The organism is Corallococcus interemptor, from assembly GCF_003668875.1.
Classification (GTDB): domain Bacteria; phylum Myxococcota; class Myxococcia; order Myxococcales; family Myxococcaceae; genus Corallococcus; species Corallococcus interemptor.
This window is the reverse complement of the sequence record NZ_RAWM01000037.1, coordinates 41,326-57,401: the sequence shown is the minus strand read 5'-3', so window position 1 is coordinate 57,401 and position 16,076 is coordinate 41,326. Positions and strand designations below refer to the sequence as shown.

The 16,076-nt window shown below is 68.5% G+C and carries 12 protein-coding genes (1 of these 12 running past the window's edge); 5 read left to right on the top strand and 7 right to left on the bottom strand.

Annotated elements, in window-relative coordinates; genetic code table 11:
* Window positions 1–9 precede the first annotated feature (9 nt).
* Both D7X96_RS16265 and D7X96_RS16260 read left to right on the top strand, forming a co-directional pair.
* Window positions 10–1,047 carry a zinc-binding dehydrogenase gene (locus D7X96_RS16265; RefSeq protein WP_120548587.1) on the top strand — a complete coding sequence of 346 codons (1,038 nt, stop codon included), beginning with the start codon at window positions 10–12 and terminating at the stop codon, window positions 1,045–1,047.
* Between the two features lie 41 nt (window positions 1,048–1,088).
* Window positions 1,089–2,339 carry a hydroxymethylglutaryl-CoA synthase family protein gene (locus D7X96_RS16260; protein ID WP_121770139.1) on the top strand — a complete coding sequence of 417 codons (1,251 nt, stop codon included), beginning with the start codon at window positions 1,089–1,091 and terminating at the stop codon, window positions 2,337–2,339.
* A 118-nt stretch (window positions 2,340–2,457) separates the two neighbouring features.
* Here D7X96_RS16260 and D7X96_RS39580 read toward each other — a convergent pair whose 3' ends face one another.
* The 4 genes from D7X96_RS39580 to D7X96_RS39570 form a co-directional block, all read right to left on the bottom strand.
* On the bottom strand, window positions 2,458–2,808 hold the full coding sequence (locus D7X96_RS39580) for a hypothetical protein (protein WP_147468322.1): 351 nt from the start codon (window positions 2,806–2,808) through the stop codon (window positions 2,458–2,460).
* A 94-nt stretch (window positions 2,809–2,902) separates the two neighbouring features.
* Window positions 2,903–3,418: a hypothetical protein gene (locus D7X96_RS39575; RefSeq protein WP_147468321.1), complete on the bottom strand. Its 516-nt coding sequence runs from the start codon at window positions 3,416–3,418 to the stop codon at window positions 2,903–2,905.
* Between the two features lie 35 nt (window positions 3,419–3,453).
* Entirely contained in the window at window positions 3,454–3,975 is a 522-nt protein-coding gene (locus D7X96_RS16250) for a hypothetical protein (protein WP_147468320.1), read from the bottom strand.
* Window positions 3,972–4,742, bottom strand: coding sequence for a hypothetical protein (locus D7X96_RS39570; protein WP_147468319.1), 771 nt, complete (start codon window positions 4,740–4,742; stop codon window positions 3,972–3,974). The genes D7X96_RS16250 and D7X96_RS39570 overlap by 4 nt, the downstream gene beginning before the upstream one ends.
* Before the next feature lie 292 nt (window positions 4,743–5,034).
* Between D7X96_RS39570 and D7X96_RS16245 the strand changes: the two genes are divergently transcribed.
* Window positions 5,035–6,399 (top strand): ferritin-like domain-containing protein, encoded by a 1,365-nt coding sequence (locus tag D7X96_RS16245; RefSeq protein ID WP_121770136.1) that lies wholly within the window; start codon window positions 5,035–5,037, stop codon window positions 6,397–6,399.
* 4 nt (window positions 6,400–6,403) lie between these two features.
* Here the strand turns inward: D7X96_RS16245 and D7X96_RS16240 are convergent, their stop codons facing one another.
* Together D7X96_RS16240 and D7X96_RS16235 are read right to left on the bottom strand one after the other, a co-directional pair.
* A complete protein-coding gene (locus D7X96_RS16240) occupies window positions 6,404–7,426 on the bottom strand; it encodes an isopenicillin N synthase family dioxygenase (protein ID WP_121770135.1) in 1,023 nt (340 codons plus the stop codon).
* Between the two features lie 35 nt (window positions 7,427–7,461).
* Window positions 7,462–8,526, bottom strand: coding sequence for a FadR/GntR family transcriptional regulator (locus tag D7X96_RS16235; RefSeq protein ID WP_120548592.1), 1,065 nt, complete (start codon window positions 8,524–8,526; stop codon window positions 7,462–7,464).
* A gap of 311 nt (window positions 8,527–8,837) precedes the next feature.
* Between D7X96_RS16235 and D7X96_RS16230 the strand changes: the two genes are divergently transcribed.
* Entirely contained in the window at window positions 8,838–9,854 is a 1,017-nt protein-coding gene (locus D7X96_RS16230; protein ID WP_244219606.1) for an oxidoreductase, read from the top strand.
* A gap of 3 nt (window positions 9,855–9,857) precedes the next feature.
* Here the strand turns inward: D7X96_RS16230 and D7X96_RS16225 are convergent, their stop codons facing one another.
* On the bottom strand, window positions 9,858–10,331 hold the full coding sequence (locus D7X96_RS16225; protein ID WP_120548594.1) for a GNAT family N-acetyltransferase: 474 nt from the start codon (window positions 10,329–10,331) through the stop codon (window positions 9,858–9,860).
* A 283-nt stretch (window positions 10,332–10,614) separates the two neighbouring features.
* On the opposite strand from D7X96_RS16225, the gene D7X96_RS16220 reads away from it, so the two are divergent.
* Window positions 10,615–16,076 carry the start of a non-ribosomal peptide synthase/polyketide synthase gene (locus tag D7X96_RS16220; protein WP_121770133.1) on the top strand. Its footprint extends 26,746 nt past the window's final position, so only the first 5,462 of its 32,208 coding nucleotides appear in the window; its start codon is at window positions 10,615–10,617; its stop codon lies beyond the right edge, outside the window.

Genomic DNA, 16,076 nt, shown 5'->3' with positions numbered 1-16,076 from the left:
AGGCACCGCATGGAAGCCGTCGTTCTTCGCCAGTTCGGGAGTGCAGAGAACCTGCGTCTGGAGACCGTGCCGGTGCCCCGGCCGGGCAAGGGCGAGGTGCTGCTGAAGGTCCACGCGTGCGGCGTGTGCTACCACGACGTCATCAACCGCCGCGGCAACCTGCCCCGCACGCACGTGCCCGCCATCCTGGGGCACGAGGCCGCCGGCGAGGTGGTGGAGGTGGGGCCGGACACGGTGGGCTGGAACGTGGGCGACCGCGCCGCGACGCTGCAGCGCATGTCCTGCGGCGAGTGCGCGCTGTGCCTCTCCGGCCGCAACAGCCTGTGCAAGACGGACAACCGCTTCTTCGGCGAGGAGCTGCAGGGCGGCTACGCGCAGTTCATGGTGGCCCCGGTGCGAGGCCTGGGCCGCGTGCCGTCCGACCTGCCCTGGGCGGTGGCCGCGACGGTGTGCTGCACGCTGGGCACCGCCGTGCACACGCTGCGCACGCGGGCGAAGGTGAAGGCCGGTGAGACGGTGTTGATCACGGGCGCCAGCGGTGGCGTGGGCCTGGCGGCCGTGCAGCTGGCCAAGGTGGACGGCGCGCGCGTCATCGCCATCACCTCCGGCGAGGCGAAGGTGGCGGCCCTCAAGGAGGCCGGCGCGGACGAGGTGATCGTCTCGCGCGGCCTGGACTTCGGTTCGGAGGCGCGCAAGCGCACGCAGGGCCAGGGCGTGGACGTGGCGGTGGAGATCGTCGGCAGCGCCACCTTCGACCAGACGCTCAAGGCCATGGCGCCCGGCGGGCGCGTGGTGGTGGTGGGCAACCTGGAGTCCGGCGTGGTGAACCTCAACCCGGGCCTGGTCATCGTGAAGGAGCTGGAGATCCTGGGCGCGTACGCGACGACGCGCGAGGAGCTGGACGAGTCGCTGCGGCTGACGGCCAAGGGCCTCATCCGCCCGTTCGTGTCGGAGGAGGTGGCGCTTTCGGACGCGAGCCGCGCGCACTTCCGCCTGGAGAACCGGGAAGTGGCGGGCCGGCTGGTGCTGGTGCCGCCGGCGGCTTGAGGCCCACTGCATTCGCGACCTTTTGACTTGAGGAGTTCCCCATGAAGAAGCGGGTTGGAATCGAAGCGCTGGCGGTGGCGGTCCCCCGGCGGTACGTGGACATCGAGGACCTGGCGCGGGCGCGCGGCGTGGACCCGGCGAAGTTCACCGCGGGCCTGGGCGCGAAGGAGATGGCGGTCAACGACCCGGGCGAGGACTCGGTGTCGCTGGCGGCCACGGCGGCCGCGCGGCTGATCCAACAGCAGGGCGTGGACACGTCCAAGCTGGGCATGCTGGTGGTGGGAACGGAGACGGGCGTGGACCACTCCAAGCCCATCGCGTCGCACGTGCATGGACTTCTGAAGCTGCCGCGCTCCATGCGCACGTTCGACTCGCAGCACGCGTGCTACGGCGGCACGGCGGGCCTGATGGCGGCGGTGGAGTGGATTGCCTCCGGCGCTGGGGCGGGCCGGTCCGCGCTGGTGGTGTGCACGGACATCGCGCGCTACGGCCTGAAGACGGCGGGCGAGCCCACGCAGGGCGGCGGCGCGGTGGCCCTCCTGGTGTCGGAGACGCCGGACCTGCTGGCGATGGACGTGGGGCTCAACGGCGTGAGCACCGCGGACGTGTACGACTTCTGGAGGCCGGTGGGCCGGCGCGAGGCGCTGGTGGACGGGCACTACTCCATCACCTGCTACCTGGACGCCATGGCGGGCGCGTACCGGGGCTGGCGTGAGCGCGCCATGGAGCAGGGGCTGGTGCGGTGGGATTCGAAGCTGCCCAGCGAGCAGCTCGCGCGCATCCTGTACCACGTGCCCTTCTGCAAGATGGCGCGCAAGGCGCACGCGCAGGTGCGGCTGTGCGACCTGGAGGACTCGGGCAGCGGGCCGGCCACGCCGGAGGCGCGCGACGAGGCGGCGAAGTCGCAGGCCAGCTACGACGCGCAGGTGGCGAAGTCGCTGGGGCTGAACGCGCGGGTGGGCAACGTCTACACGGCGTCGCTGTACCTGGCGCTCGCGGGGCAACTGCACGCGGAGGCTGCGGCGCTGGCGGGTCAGCGGATTGGCCTCTTGTCCTACGGCAGCGGTTCCTGCGCGGAGTTCTACTCCGGCGTGGTGGGTGAGAAGGCCGCGGAGCGCATGGCCCGCGCGGACCTGGACACGGTGCTGGCGAAGCGCGAGCGCGTGTCGGTGGAGGAGTACGAGCGGCTGATGAACCTGCCCTACGACGCGCCGGAGGCGATTGCTCCGGAGCCCGGCACGTTCCGGCTGGCGGAGATCCACGAGTTCCGCCGCAAGTACGCGGGCGCGTAGGACCGCGTCCGTTGCCGTGAAGTCCCCACGGGCGATGCGCGCTTTCCAGCGTGCATCGCCCGTTCCCGCTTCCTACGATTTGACCGCTGCCATTGAACCAGTGATTTTCATGCAGCACCTACCGTTCCTCTCTCGGACTCAAGCAACCAGACGCGCCCCGAAGCGCGTCGGGCAACTCCGCCTGCTCCGGAAGCGTGACCTTTTGAAGACTCCACGAGGAACGAAGCGCAGCCATGCCTTGCTCTGCGTTGCGCCAGTTGGCAAGGACACATTCCCGTTCCTGTTCCGAGAAGGGAAACATCTGCGGGTTGACGGAGAGCTGGCTTTGAAACAGTCGCAACCAGCATTCGACCCAGAATGATCCGTAAATGGTAGCATTCTGCTCTCCACGTGGTGTTTGGCTGCCAAGGGGCACCCCACCAGAGTACGAATCCAGCACATGACCCAGCTCATGCGCGGCGACGAACATATAGCGAGTGAATGCATCCATCTCCGGAAGCGCAAATTGATACACCTTCCGAGGCGCACATGTGCCTCTGAAGAAGATGATCTCCGCCTGTCCATCATCCCCCCCCCAAGGGGCGGACGACGGCATTGACTTGAAACGCCCCGACATATCGCTCGACGTCGATATATTCCCAGGTGCGGACAGCATTGAAGACCTTCCAGAGAGAACCCCTCAACTCTCCCTCCTCAAGGAAGGCCTCCCAGGGCTTCTTGCTGTCGTCGTAGAACTGTGGGCGGGCCGGCTTCCGTCGCACATCTTCAAGCGTAAGCTTCGTTCCCCAGATGCCTGCTCTCTCCACCGCACCATGGAATAGAGGAGTTTTGAAGATGTCTTTACAGAGCACAAGATTGTCTTCAACCTGAAACACCAATCCGAACGGCGACGCAATTTCAAGCCGGCCAGATGGATCGCCTTTAAAGCAGAAATCATCCTTGTTATTGAGCCCCACGCCCTCGCAGGAGGCACTTTTCGCGGGTGGCGGGCTGGGCGCCATCTTGTCTGCTGAACTGGGGCGACCTGCGAGTACCAGGACGACCAACGCACCCCACCTGGATACGTAACTCCTGCCCATGTGCCCTTCCTGCATTTCGTGGCGCATTGCGGAACCTAGACCGACGCTCCTGCCGATGGAACCGGAGCACCAGAAGCGCTGCGCGGCGCAACGAACTCGCGTCTGAAGACGAGCAAACTGAACCAACTGAGGCTTAAAAGAAGCGTCAAATACTGGAGACGCTCCGACCAAACCCGGCTCGGCGAATAGGGGTTATGAATATCCGCCGCAAGCTGATTGCGGACCGCAACCATCCATAGATGGCCGAAGAATATAGAGAAGACAGCGGAGACCAATACAGCGGCCGCACAGATGAACTCTGCATCTGTCCATTCCGTGCGGCGTTCCTTCAGGTAATAGGCCACAACGCCGATAACAGCCAAGGCAGAAGCAGTGAACAGCTTGGAGACCTCCAGCTCGATTGCGATCGCCTGTTTGATGACCTCATTGAGCTGTCCTCCAAGACGCCTCCCCTCGGTGGTGTCGTCCAAGACGGAGAGTTCCATCCAAACGAACAAACCAGCCAGGAGCAGCGGCGTACAGATCAACAGCCACGTGCGCAGAGGAGCTTTTTTCATTGACCCGTCCAAGATGCGGGCAGCTTCACCATGACGCACTTCAGTTCGGGTGGGTCAGTGGGCTCACCTGCAAGCGCCAACACACCGCGAACGCCATTGACAAGCACGTGGCGCTCAACTTTTCCCGAGGCACACTTGAAATCGATCTGAAGCACACAATCCAGGTATCCATCCTTCTTGAAGACAGCAGTGCGCTGTCCGTCACACTCGAAGTGCAGAGTCGCCGGGAAAGGAACCTTTCCTCGAAGGGTCTTCCCCGAGCCAGGATTGGCGATGACCAATTCGGACTCCTGGGGTTCAGATGTGAAGTTGAACATCGCCTTCTTCTCAGGCACACCCATGCCCCCTGCTTCACTGCACTGCTTTTCTGACTTACGCAGGGTAAAAGTCACAACCTCGATGCTGGCATTGCTGTCTTCCCGCCTTGTGCTCAACTCGACGCTGATTGCCTTGGGGCCCGCTCCAGCACTACTCCAGCAGCCAAACGCAGTGGCTTTTCCAACCTTGAAGCCATCACCTTGGCGGGTAAGCGTAGTGAAAATGCTGAATCCAGCGATTGAATTTATCGACAAGGAGGGTCGCTCGTCGGTGGGAGCCTCGAACAGGGCTGGAAGAACGCCGACGACCTTCTTCGATGCGCTCACCTCGAAGACCTGCTCCTTCGCTAAACCGTCCGGATCCTCGATAACCACACGCCAGTACGGGGCTGGCGCCGCTTCGACGCGTATCGTCATGAGCAGGCATGCCGCACCGAGGAAAAGCTTCAAACCTGAGTTCTTGTTCATTCGTAGATGGGGGGGCGATAGCCTTGGCTATCCGCCTCCACCTGCCTCCGTTCAAACGCATGCGTAGGTCTTCGGCATAGCGATTACCGAGAATGTCGTCGTGCAGCATACGCAACCTCGGATGACAAATCAGCACAGGGTCGTTTTTGCCCTTCTCCCAACCCAGAAATACCTGGACTCGCTGGAACCGGAGCTCTGGGCCTGAGAAAGCCCATGTCCCACGCGGCCGGAGTCGCGTGTCCAAAGGAGGCCCACACTTCCTTCGAGGGACTCAATGAACGTGAATCGGCTGCGGACGCTCTTCTCCCACGCCCTGCGGGTCTCCCTGGCCACGCCCCTGCTGCTCACAGGATGTCAGGGAGAACCTGTCGTGGAGCCATCGCCTGAACCCGGGCCTGTCGACCTGAGCCAGCACTCGGACGTCGCCTGCGTGAACGGCTACCCCGCCATCACGGGCCTGACCGTGGCCCCGGCTCCGGACGTGCTCCAGCTGCGCACCGTCAGACGCTGGGGCCCGCCCACGCTCCCTCCCATTGTGCTCAAGACGTCCGAGGGTGAGCCCTGCGCGACCGCCTCCAATCCCCAGGCGTGCCTGGACCAGCTCGAAGCGCTGGACGTCACACGCGGCTTCCCGAGGCTTTGTGGCTACAGCTCCGAGTGCGCCGAGGGATTCCTCGTCACGACCCGCGGCGATGAGGTGACGACGTACACGACCGCGGACGCCGTCCGGGCCCTGCTCGGCAGCATCGACACGCCGGAGGAGGCCGCGCTCCTGGCCTATGCCTCGGGCTACGCCCTGTGCAGCTACCCCGCCTACGAGCGCGGCAAGGTGCGGGCGCTTCCGGACGGGACGTTCAGCGTCGTCAGCATCCAGGACTACGACTGCGAGACGAACGTGTACGAGACCCGGCACGACCTGGAAGTGACGCCGGACGGGGTGGTCACGGAGGTGGGCAAGTTCCCCCTCAAGGCGGGTACGCCCGACTGTGTCGCCGGCCGCAGGCCCGTGGGGCTCCAGGTCTCCGGGGGCGGTGATTGCGAAGACGCGAGGGGTAGCTACTTCGCGAAGGCAGCCCGCCTGGAGGCCGCCGCCATCCACGCCTTCCTGCGCTTGCGCGACGAGTTGGCCCTGCATGGCGCGGGCTCCGCGTTGCAGGACGCGGCGCTCACCAGCGCGGCGGACGAGGTGCGGCACACGGAAGTCACCCTGCGGCTGGCCTGGCGCTTCGGCGCGACGCCGGTGCGGCCCGCCGTCACGGACCTGCCGCTGCGCCCATGGGGCGAGGTGCTGCTCGACAACACCGTGGAGGGCTGCGTGAGGGAGACCTATGGCGCGCTGGTGGCGCACCACCAGGCCGTGCACGCGAGAGATCCGGAGATCCGAGAGGCCATGGCACGCATCGCCGACGACGAGACCCGGCACGCGGCCCTGTCCTGGGACATCGACGCATGGGCCCTGCCCGGCCTGTCCACGGAGGCACGGGCCGCCCTCCACGCCGCCAGGCGGCAGGCCATCAAGATCCTGCGCGAGGAGGTCGCCGTGCCGCTCGCCCCCGAGCTCATCACGGACGCCGGGCTGCCTTCGCCGGAGGTCGCGGCGGCGCTGCTCGACTCGCTGGAGCAGTCGCTCTGGGCCTGAGGCGCTACAGCACTTCCGAGCGCAGGTCGGGGAACACCTTCCCCACCTTGCCGAGCAGGTAGTCCCCATACGTGCCCTGGAAGGCGTGCACGCTCTGGCGGTCCCACCGCTCCGTGTGGTCATCCGCGCCCGCGTCCGTCAGCGCGGGCGAGTCGATGGCGCGCACCTCCGCCGTCCAGTCCGGATCGAAGAAGAACGGCAGCGACAGCCGGTCGCGGCCCGCGCGGTTGAGCACCCGGTGCGGCGTGGACCGGTACACGCCGCGAGTCATCCGGTCGAGCATGTCGCCGATGTTGCACACGAACGAATCCTCCATGGGAGGCGCGTCCACCCAGCGCGTGTGGCCATCCTGGCGCGTCTTCACCTGGAGCCCGCCCGCGTCGTCCTGCTTGAGGATGGTGAGCACGCCGTAATCAGTGTGCTCGCCCACGCCCCACACGGGCAGCCCTTGCGCGTCCGCCTCCGGGCCCGGCGGGTAGTTGAAGATGCGGAACAGGACCGTCGGATCCGCCATGTACCTCCGGGCGAAGAAGTCCGCCTCCAGGTCCAGGCTGAGCGCGATGCCGGACATCAACGCGTGTCCCAGCGACGTCAGCGCCGCCATGTACTCCAGCACCGCGCCGCCCAGCTCCGCCGGCTCCCGGGGGAACAGGTTCGGTCCATGCAGCGGCGTGCCGGCGCGCACGCGAGGGTCGTCCGGCGGCAGCTCCGAACCGAAGTACAGCCCCTCCTTGCGGTCCGGCCGGCCCGACGTGAGCTCCCCGCCCACGGGGAAGAAGCCCCGCCACGCCCGTCCCCCGAGCGCCATGCGCACCCGCTGCTTCTCCTCCTCCGGCCGAGCGAAGAAGTCCCGGGCCAGCGCCTCCAACCGGGACTGGAGCCCCACGTCCACACCGTGCCCCACGACGTAGAAGAAGCCGGTGTTCCGGCAGGCCGCACCCATGCGAGCGGCGACCGTCCTTCGGGCCGGGAGGCTCGACGTGGAATCGACCAGGGCGCGGACGTCGATGAGGGGCACGGTGTCCATGACGCGAACTCTAGGCAGGTCGCCAGGACTTCGTTTCACGAATCACGTGCGCCCAGCGAGCTGGCAATGAAGCGCCAGAGGCGCGAGGCCCACCACCTCAGTCGGTCCAGGGTGCGACCGCGCTGGCTGCTCGGCGTCAGCACCGCACCTGAAGGACTGTCGGACAGTCCCCCTGCAACTGTCCTTGGCTCGTCCCCGTCCGACCTGGGTGCGGTCGGTGCCAGCGGAATCCCGCCTGCGGGCTCCGTGGTGGAAGTCTCGTCATGCGAGCAGACGGAGTCCTCTGCGGCTGGCTCAAGGCAACCAGAGACCTGCTCCTCCACTACCGAAGCGGTGGCGACAGGCTGGCCTTGCTGGGCGCGATCGACTTCGGGGACTGCATGCCTCTGGGCGACAGGAGCGAAAGCGTCCAGCACAAGGTCATCGTGTGCCTTCATCAGCGCCGGCAGGGCGTGCTGGATGGCCCGCGTATCGCGATCATGCAGGGCATCCTTCGCGCAGTTTACCCACTGGCGCAGCGGCTCACCTCCCAGAAGAGGCAGCAACTCGGCCGCGCCGACCATGAAGGCCCGCTGCAGGGACTGCACGAGGAGCACGTGCCCGGGCCGGTCCGCCACCCGGGCCGCCAGCCGCAGCAACTCGAACTCCACCTGGGCGCAGGAAGCCCCCGACTCCCAGCGCGCCGCATCCCAGAGTCCGAAGCAGATGCTCCCCAATCGGTCCAGGTCCCGCTCGGAGGCCCGTGCGCAGCAGTCGGACAAGAGCTCCACCAGCACCTGCCGCCGGAGGCTGAAGTAGCCCTCCAGGAGCCACCGGGCGTCCGGCGAGCACATGTCACGCAGCGCCAGGCCCAGGTTCTCCAGCGTCAGCGACTCATCCAGCGGCACCGCGCGCGTCTTGCGTCCAGGGCGCTGCACCACCACGCCCCGCGCCGCCAGCCGCCGCAGCGCCTCACGGATGGTGCCCCGGCAGACGTCATAGTGCCGCGCCAGCTTCGCTTCCGAGCCGAACTGCCCGCTCGGGTGAATCCGCCCCAGCGCGATGTCGCGCTCAATCTGTGCTTCCACGTACGCCACGAGCCCGCCGTGCCCCATCCCCATTCCCCCTCCTCGTCCCAGCATCGCCATCCAACCACAGGGGTCTGACATGGACGCGCGAGGCTCCCCTCCGGAGCCGGACGAAAAAAACCTGTCCGACTGTCGGACAGGTTTTTTCGGCAACCGCGCCCGGGGGGCGGCCATCCCGTGGCCCCGATTGGCCGTCCGTGACCGTGCGACGTCGCGGCCAATCTCCGCGCACCTTGAGTCATCCCTCCCTGCGGACTCGCGTTCATGTCTGTCCGCATTGGGGCCGCTTCCCGCTACCCTTCTGGCCCATGACCTCCGCTCGCGTCCCTGGCTCCCCTCTGCGGGTGGGCCTCCTCGGCTATGGCCTGTCCGGCGCTCGTTTCCATGGGCCCCTCATCGCCGCGGAGCCTGCGTTCGCCCTGACCGCCGTGGCTTCCAGCCGCGTGGATGCCGTGGCCCGTGACTGGCCTGGCGTCCGCACCGGCACCGTGGAGTCACTGCTGGCGGATCCGGACCTGGATGTGCTCGTCGTGTGTACGCCCAATGATTCGCATGCGTCGCTTGCTGCTCAGGCGCTGCGCGCGGGCAAACATGTGGTGGTGGAGAAGCCCTTCGCGCTCGACGCGGACGAAGCGCTGAGGCTGGATGCGCTCGCGAAGGAGCGCGGCCTGTGCCTCACCGTGTTCCACAACCGGCGCTGGGACGGTGACTTCCTCACCGTGCGCCAGCTGCTGGAACAGGGGCGGCTGGGGACGCTCTACAGCTTCGAGAGCCACTTCGACCGCTTGCGTCCCCAGGTGAAGGATCGCTGGAAGGAACAGGATGGGGCCGGCGGCGGGACGCTGTGGGACCTGGGCTCGCACCTCGTGGATCAAGCCGTGCAGCTCTTCGGCCGTCCGGAGTCCGTGGCCGCGGACCTGGGCCGGCAACGTCCGGGCGCTCAAGGCGTGGACTGGTTCCACCTGGTGCTGCGCTACGGCTCGCTGCGCGTGGTGCTGCACTCCGGATCCGTGGTGCACGCGCCCTGGCCCCGCTTCGTGTTGCAGGGCGACCGGGATGCGTACCTGAAGCACTCGCTGGATCCGCAGGAGGGACAGCTTGAAGCGGGCCTGCGCCCCGGCCATCCGGACTTTGGCCGCGAGCCCTCGGAGCGTCACGGCCGGCTGCTGGCCTCGGGGGAGACCGTCTCCACCGTGCCCGGTGACTACGGCCAGTTCTACCGGCAACTCGGCGCGGCCATCCTCCACGGCGCGCCCGTTCCCGTGACGGCGCTGAGCGCGAGCGAGACGGTGCGGGTCATCCAGGCGGCCATCCAGAGCGACCTGGAGGGCCGCCGCGTCCCCCTGCCCCCTCGCGGCTGAACGTCAGAGCGTCTTCTCCAGCACCAGGAACGTGGGCGACGTGTAGCCCTCGTGCGTGCCGTGGGAATGGAAGCGGTAACACTGACGCGCGTACCACGCATGGTGCGACGTGAGCGCGAGCCGCACCGACAGCCGCACGCGCGTGTGGCCCAGCTCGCGGGCTCGTGATTCCACCGCCTGCATGAGGCGCAGCGATGCGCCCTGGCCCCGGTGCGATGGAAGCACCGCGAGCCGATCCAGGTACAGGTGGTCCCCCTTCGGATGGAAGAACACGCAGCCGAAGAGCACGCCGTCCGCCTCCGCGACGAAGGCGCCGCCGTCCGACAGCTCGCGCCGCACCACGGCCTCCGTCTTGTCGTGCGCGCTGGAGGGCGGATCCAGACGGCCACGGTATTCCTCGAAGGCGTCGCGGAGCACCTGGGTGATCCGCGCGGCGTCGGTGGGTTCGGCTTCGCGGATCCGGAAGAGTTCGGGCATTCCCGAAGTCTAGTGGAAACGTCCGGCGCGGGCGTTTCAGCACCACGGTGAAACACCGCTGAAACATGTGACCAGACACCGTGCGTGGAGCGGAATTCCAGCTCGGCCCACTCCGTACACAGGGCCGCGCCCCCGAGCGGGCTGACAGCCAGGCCCCGCGACCAAATCGCTGCGGGCGTGTCGGGGGGCCTGTCTACTATCCCGCGCGCTCGCGAGCCCGGGAAGCCGCCCCATCGCCTTCCCGTGCGTTCGCGAGGGCCCCCTTCCAAGGAGTCTCTTCCCCATGGCTTCCACCCCTGAGCAGAAGCGCGCGCGGCTGGCGGAACTGCTGCGCGAGAAGCGCCGCCCCACCTCGCGGGTCCCGGCGTCGTTTGGCCAGGAGCGGATGTGGTTCCAGGAGCGGCTGGCGCCCGGGCAGGCCGGGCTGAACCTGCTCTATTCGGTGCGGCTGGAGGGGCGGCTCGACGTGGCCGCGCTGGCGGGCAGCCTGAATGAAGTGGTGCGCCGCCACGCGGTGCTGCGCACCACCTTCGTGGAGCAGGACGGACGGCCGTGGCAGCGCATCGCGCCGGAGCTGGACGTGCCCCTGCCCGTGGTGCCGGTGGCGGATGCCGCCGAGGCGTGGCGCCGGCTGCACGAGGAGGCTCGCGCGCCGTTCGACCTGGAGCAGGGACCGCTGCTGCGCGCCGTGCTGTTCGCCGTTTCGCCGGATGAGCACCTGTTGCTGCTCGCGCTGCACCACACCGTGTCCGATGGCTGGTCCATGGGTCTGCTGGTGCATGAGCTGGGCGTCGCCTACGAGGCCCTGGCTTCGGGTGGGACGCCGGTGCTGCCCGAGCTGGCGCTGCAGTACGCGGACTTCTCCGTGTGGCAGCGGGAGGCGTTGAGGGGCGAAGCGCTGACGGTGGCGATCGACTTCTGGCGCTCGCGGCTGGATGCGCGGGCCGTCCTGTCGCTGCCCACGGACCGGCCTCGGGCCGGACAGGTGGATGGCCGGGGCGCGACCGTGTCCTCGATGTTGCCGGGCTCGCTGGTGCAGCGGCTCGCGGCGCTGGCGGCACAGGAGGGCACCACGCTCTTCACCGTGCTGCTCGCGGGCTTCCAGGTGCTGCTCTCTCGCTACTCCGGACAGGAGGACCTCACGGTCGGCACTCCCGTGGCGGGGCGCTCGCGCTCGGAGGTGGAGCCGCTGGTCGGGTTGTTCGTCAACACGCTCGCGCTTCGCACGTCGCTGGCCGGAGACCCTTCGTTCCGTGCGCTCGTGGGCCGCGTGCAGGCGACGTCGGTGGAGGCCTTCGCGCACCAGGACGTGCCTTTCGAGAAGCTGGTGGAGGTGCTCCAGCCCCCGCGCCACCTGGACGTGCCTCCGTTCTTCCAGGTGATGTTCGTCCTGCAGAACACGCCCCTTCCGGCCGTGCGCCTGCCCGGGCTGTCGTTGGACGCGCAGCTGGTGGACAGCGGCTTCGCGCAGTTCGACCTCACCCTCTTCGCCTTCGAACAGACGGACGGTCTGCGCCTCACCGCCGAGTACCGCACCGCCCTCTTCGATGAAGCCTCGATGGTGCGGCTGATGGGACACCTGCGCGTCCTGCTGGAGGACGCCGTGTCCCGGCCGGATGCGCGCCTGTCGGAGCTGTCCCTCCTGGACCCGGCCGAGCGTCAGCGTGTGCTGCGTGCTTGGAACGGGCCTCGGGAGGCGTTTCCTCGCGGGGTGCTGCTGCATCAACTGGTGGAGGCGCAGGTGGCGCGCTCGCCCGACGCGGTGGCCGTCACGCTCGGGGAGACGGCGCTCACGTATGCCCAGCTCGATGGTCGAGCCAATCAGCTGGCGTGGCGGCTGCGGTCGATGGGCGTGGGGCCGGAGGTTCGCGTCGGGTTGATGCTGGAGCGGTCGCTGGAGCTGGTGGTGGCGCTGCTCGCGACGTTGAAGGCGGGCGGGGCCTACGTTCCGCTCGACCCGGCACTGCCCTCGCAGCGGCTTGCCTGGATGTTCGAGGATGCGCGGCCCTCCGTGGTGCTCATCCAGGAGCGGCTGGTGGAGCGGTTGCCTGGGGACGGCGTGCCGGTGCTCCGGCTGGACTCACAGTGGGCGGAGGTGGCCCGGCAGCCGTCCGCGACTCCGCCTCCGGTGGCCACGGAGGCTGCGCTGGCGTACGTCATCTTCACCTCCGGCAGCACGGGGCGGCCGAAGGGCGCGATGAACGCGCATGCGGGCATCGTCAACCGGCTCCTGTGGATGCAGGGGGCGCAGGCGCTGTCGCCGGACGATGCGGTGCTGCAGAAGACTCCGTTCAGCTTCGACGTGTCCGTGTGGGAGTTCTTCTGGCCCTTGATGACGGGGGCCCGGCTGGTGGTGGCCCGGCCCGGCGGACACCAGGAGCCGGGCTATCTGGCGGACCTCATCGCTCGGGAGCGCATCACCGTCACGCACTTCGTGCCGTCCATGCTCCAGGCGTTCCTGGAGGAGCCCGGCCTGGAGCGGTGCGCGTCGCTGCGCCGGGTGGTGTGCAGCGGTGAGGCGCTGCCGCTGGAGCTGGCGGAGCGGTGCCTGGCCCGGCTTCCCGGCATCCGGCTGCACAACCTCTATGGCCCCACCGAGGCCGCGGTGGAGGTCACCGCGTACGAGTGCGTCCGCGGAGCGCTGGGGCGTTGCGTCCCCATCGGGCATCCGGTGGCGAACACGGACATCCGGCTGCTGGACGCGTCCCTGCGTCCGGTGCCCCAGGGCGTGCCGGGAGAGCTGTTCATCGGCGGCGTGCAGGTGGGCCGAGGGTATCTGGGCCGGCCGGAGCTGACCGCCGAGCGCTTCATCCCGGACGCCTACAGCGACACGCCCGGGGCCCGGCTGTACCGCACGGGGGACCTCGCCCGGTGGCTGCCCGACGGCGCCATCGAGTACCTGGGCCGAACCGACTTCCAGGTCAAGGTGCGCGGACTGCGCATCGAGCTGGGGGAGATTGAAGCCGCGCTGGAGCAGCATCCGGCCGTGCGGCGCGCGGTCGTCGTGGCGCTCGGGGGCGTCACGGCGAGCGACACGCGGCTGGTGGCGTATTGGGTCGGCGGGACGGAGGTGCTGGAGACGGAGGCCCTTCGGGCGTTCCTCGCGCAGAGGCTTCCCGAGTACATGGTGCCCCGCGCCTTCGTTCCGCTGGAGGCACTGCCCCTGACATCCAGCGGCAAGGTCGACCGCAAGGCGCTTCCCGTGCCGGATTCGGGCTCGGCGGTGGCTCCGGAGTACGTCGCGCCGCGCACGCCCACGGAGGAGCGGCTGGCGTCGCTCTGGGCGGAGCTGCTGCGTGTGGAGCGCGTGGGCGCGCATGATGACTTCTTCGCGCTGGGGGGGCATTCGCTGCTGGCGACCCAGCTGCTTTCGCGCATCCGTGCGGCGTGGCAGGTGGAGCTGCCCCTGCGCGTCGTGTTCAAGGCGTCGACGCTCGCGGGGCTGGCTTCGGCGCTGGATGAAGCACAGGGCCAGCACGCGGGTCCGCGAGCGCACCCCTTGCGGCCTGTGGCGCGGGACGGAGAACTTGCACTGTCCTTCGCGCAGCAGCGCCTGTGGTTCCTGGAGCAGCTTCAGCCCGGTGGCGTCGCGTACAACCTTCCCGGGACTGTGCTGCTCGAAGGCGCGCTCCAGGTTCCCGCGCTGCGGCATGCCCTGGACGCGCTGGTCGCACGGCATGAGGTGCTGCGCACCACGTTCGTCTCCGGTGCTCACGGTCCCGTCCAGCGCATCGCGCCCCCTGGGGCATGCCCGTTCGAGCTCGTGAACCTGGACGCACTGCCCGCTTTTGCGCGTGAGGCGCGGCTGCGGGACTTCGTTGCCGCGCAGGCTCAGCGGCCTTTCGACCTGGCTCGTGGCCCGCTCTTCCGTGCGGTGCTCGTGCGGTTGGAGGAGAGGCGGCACGTGCTGCTCGTCCTCACGCACCACATTGCTTCAGATGGCTGGTCCACGGGGGTGCTCGTGCGCGAGCTGGTCTCCCTGTACCGGGCCTTCGCTTCCGGTCAGGAACCTTCACTCCCGCCGCTTCCCTTCCAGTACGCCGACTTCGCCGCGTGGCAGCGCTCCTGGCTCCAGGGGGACGTGCTCAACGGACAGCTTGCATGGTGGCGTGCGCAGCTCGCGGGGGCGCCTCCGCTCTTGATGCTTCCCACCGACCGGCCTCGTCCGGCGGTGCAGACGTTCTCGGGGGACTCGCTCGCGGTGCGGCTGCCCCGGACTCTGACCGACGGCGTGCATGCCGTGGCGAGGCAGACGGGCACCACTCCGTTCATGGTGCTGCTGGCCGCGTACCAGCTGCTGCTGTCCCGGTATGCCGGACAGGACGACGTCAGCGTGGGCGCTCCGGTCGCGGGCCGCACCCGTTCGGAGACGGAGGGGCTGATTGGCTTCTTCGTCAACACGCTGGTGATGCGCGCTCGCATCGACCCTCGCGCTTCGTTCCGGACGCTGCTGGACCAGGTTCGTGCCACCACCCTGGGCGCCTTCGAACACCAGGACGTCCCTTTCGAAAAGCTGGTGGAGGAGCTGCAACCCGCGCGCGACCCGAGCCACACGCCGTTCTTCCAGGTCACCCTCACCCTCCAGAACGCGCCCGCCGCGGAATGGCGGCTGCCAGAGCTCTCGCTGCGTGAGCTGCCGCCTCCCTTCACGCCGTCGAAGTACGACTTCAGCCTCATCCTGGAGGAGTCGCCGGACGGATTCTCCGGCAGCCTCCATTACAACACCGACCTCTTCGACGCGGCCTCCCTCCAAGGGTTGATGCAGGGCTACGCCACGCTGCTGGAGGCGCTGCCCGCACAGCTGGAGGTCCCCGTGGGGCAGCTGCCGCTGATGCGCACCGAGGCACGGCGTCAGGTGCTGGAGGACTGGAGTGGTGTTTCGTCTGTCCGGGACTTCTCCATGCAGTCCATTCCGGCCCGCTTCGCGGAACAGGTCGCGCGGGCTCCGGACGCGGTGGCGCTGGTGTCCGAGGATGGAAGCCTGACCTATGCGCAGCTCGACGCTCGGGCGAACCAGCTCGCGCACCACCTGCGCGCCTCTGGCATCGCCGAGGGCAGCCGCGTCGCGGTGCTGCTGCCCCGCTCGCCGGACCTCATCGTGTCACTGCTGGCGGTGCTCAAGGCCGGTGCGGCCTACGTCCCCATCGACCTGCATGCGCCTCCCGAGCGCTGGTCCCTCCTGCTGGAGCAGTCCGGGGCCGCGATGGTCGTCACACGGGAAGCGGTTGCGGATGAGCTGCCGTCTTTGATGACTCCGCTGGTGCTGCTGGACGCGGACGCGTCCCGGCTGGCGTCGCGGCCCACGATGGCGCCTCCGGACCCGAACTCGACGGGAGACCGGCTGGCGTATGTCCTCTTCACCTCGGGTTCCACCGGGACGCCCAAGGGCGTCTGTGTCCCGCACCGAGCCGTGCTGCGGCTGGTGGTGGACTCGGACTTCATGCGCTTCGGTCCGGACGAGGTCTTCCTCCAGCTCGCGCCGGCCGCGTTCGATGCGTCCACGCTCGAAATCTGGGGCGCGCTGCTGCATGGGGCCCGGCTCGTGCTCGCGCCTGCGGGGGAGCTGTCCCTCGCGCGCATCGCGGAGGCGCTGACCGGGCACCGCGTCACCACGCTGTGGCTCACGGCCGCCCTCTTCGAACAGATGGCCGTTCACCATCCGGAGGCCCTGGCTTCCGTGGCGCAGGTGCTGGCGGGAGGCGACGTGCTCCCGGTGTCCCGCGTGCGGGAACACCTGGCGCGCAT

Coding starts and splice junctions, on each gene's coding strand:
- D7X96_RS16265 (WP_120548587.1), top strand. CDS start 10: ATGGAAGCCGTCGTTCTTCGCCAGTTCGGGAGTGCAGAGAACCTGCGT.
- D7X96_RS16260 (WP_121770139.1), top strand. CDS start 1,089: ATGAAGAAGCGGGTTGGAATCGAAGCGCTGGCGGTGGCGGTCCCCCGG.
- D7X96_RS39580 (WP_147468322.1), bottom strand. CDS start 2,808: ATGTTCGTCGCCGCGCATGAGCTGGGTCATGTGCTGGATTCGTACTCT.
- D7X96_RS39575 (WP_147468321.1), bottom strand. CDS start 3,418: ATGGGCAGGAGTTACGTATCCAGGTGGGGTGCGTTGGTCGTCCTGGTA.
- D7X96_RS16250 (WP_147468320.1), bottom strand. CDS start 3,975: ATGAAAAAAGCTCCTCTGCGCACGTGGCTGTTGATCTGTACGCCGCTG.
- D7X96_RS16245 (WP_121770136.1), top strand. CDS start 5,035: ATGAACGTGAATCGGCTGCGGACGCTCTTCTCCCACGCCCTGCGGGTC.
- D7X96_RS16240 (WP_121770135.1), bottom strand. CDS start 7,426: ATGGACACCGTGCCCCTCATCGACGTCCGCGCCCTGGTCGATTCCACG.
- D7X96_RS16235 (WP_120548592.1), bottom strand. CDS start 8,526: ATGGGGATGGGGCACGGCGGGCTCGTGGCGTACGTGGAAGCACAGATT.
- D7X96_RS16225 (WP_120548594.1), bottom strand. CDS start 10,331: ATGCCCGAACTCTTCCGGATCCGCGAAGCCGAACCCACCGACGCCGCG.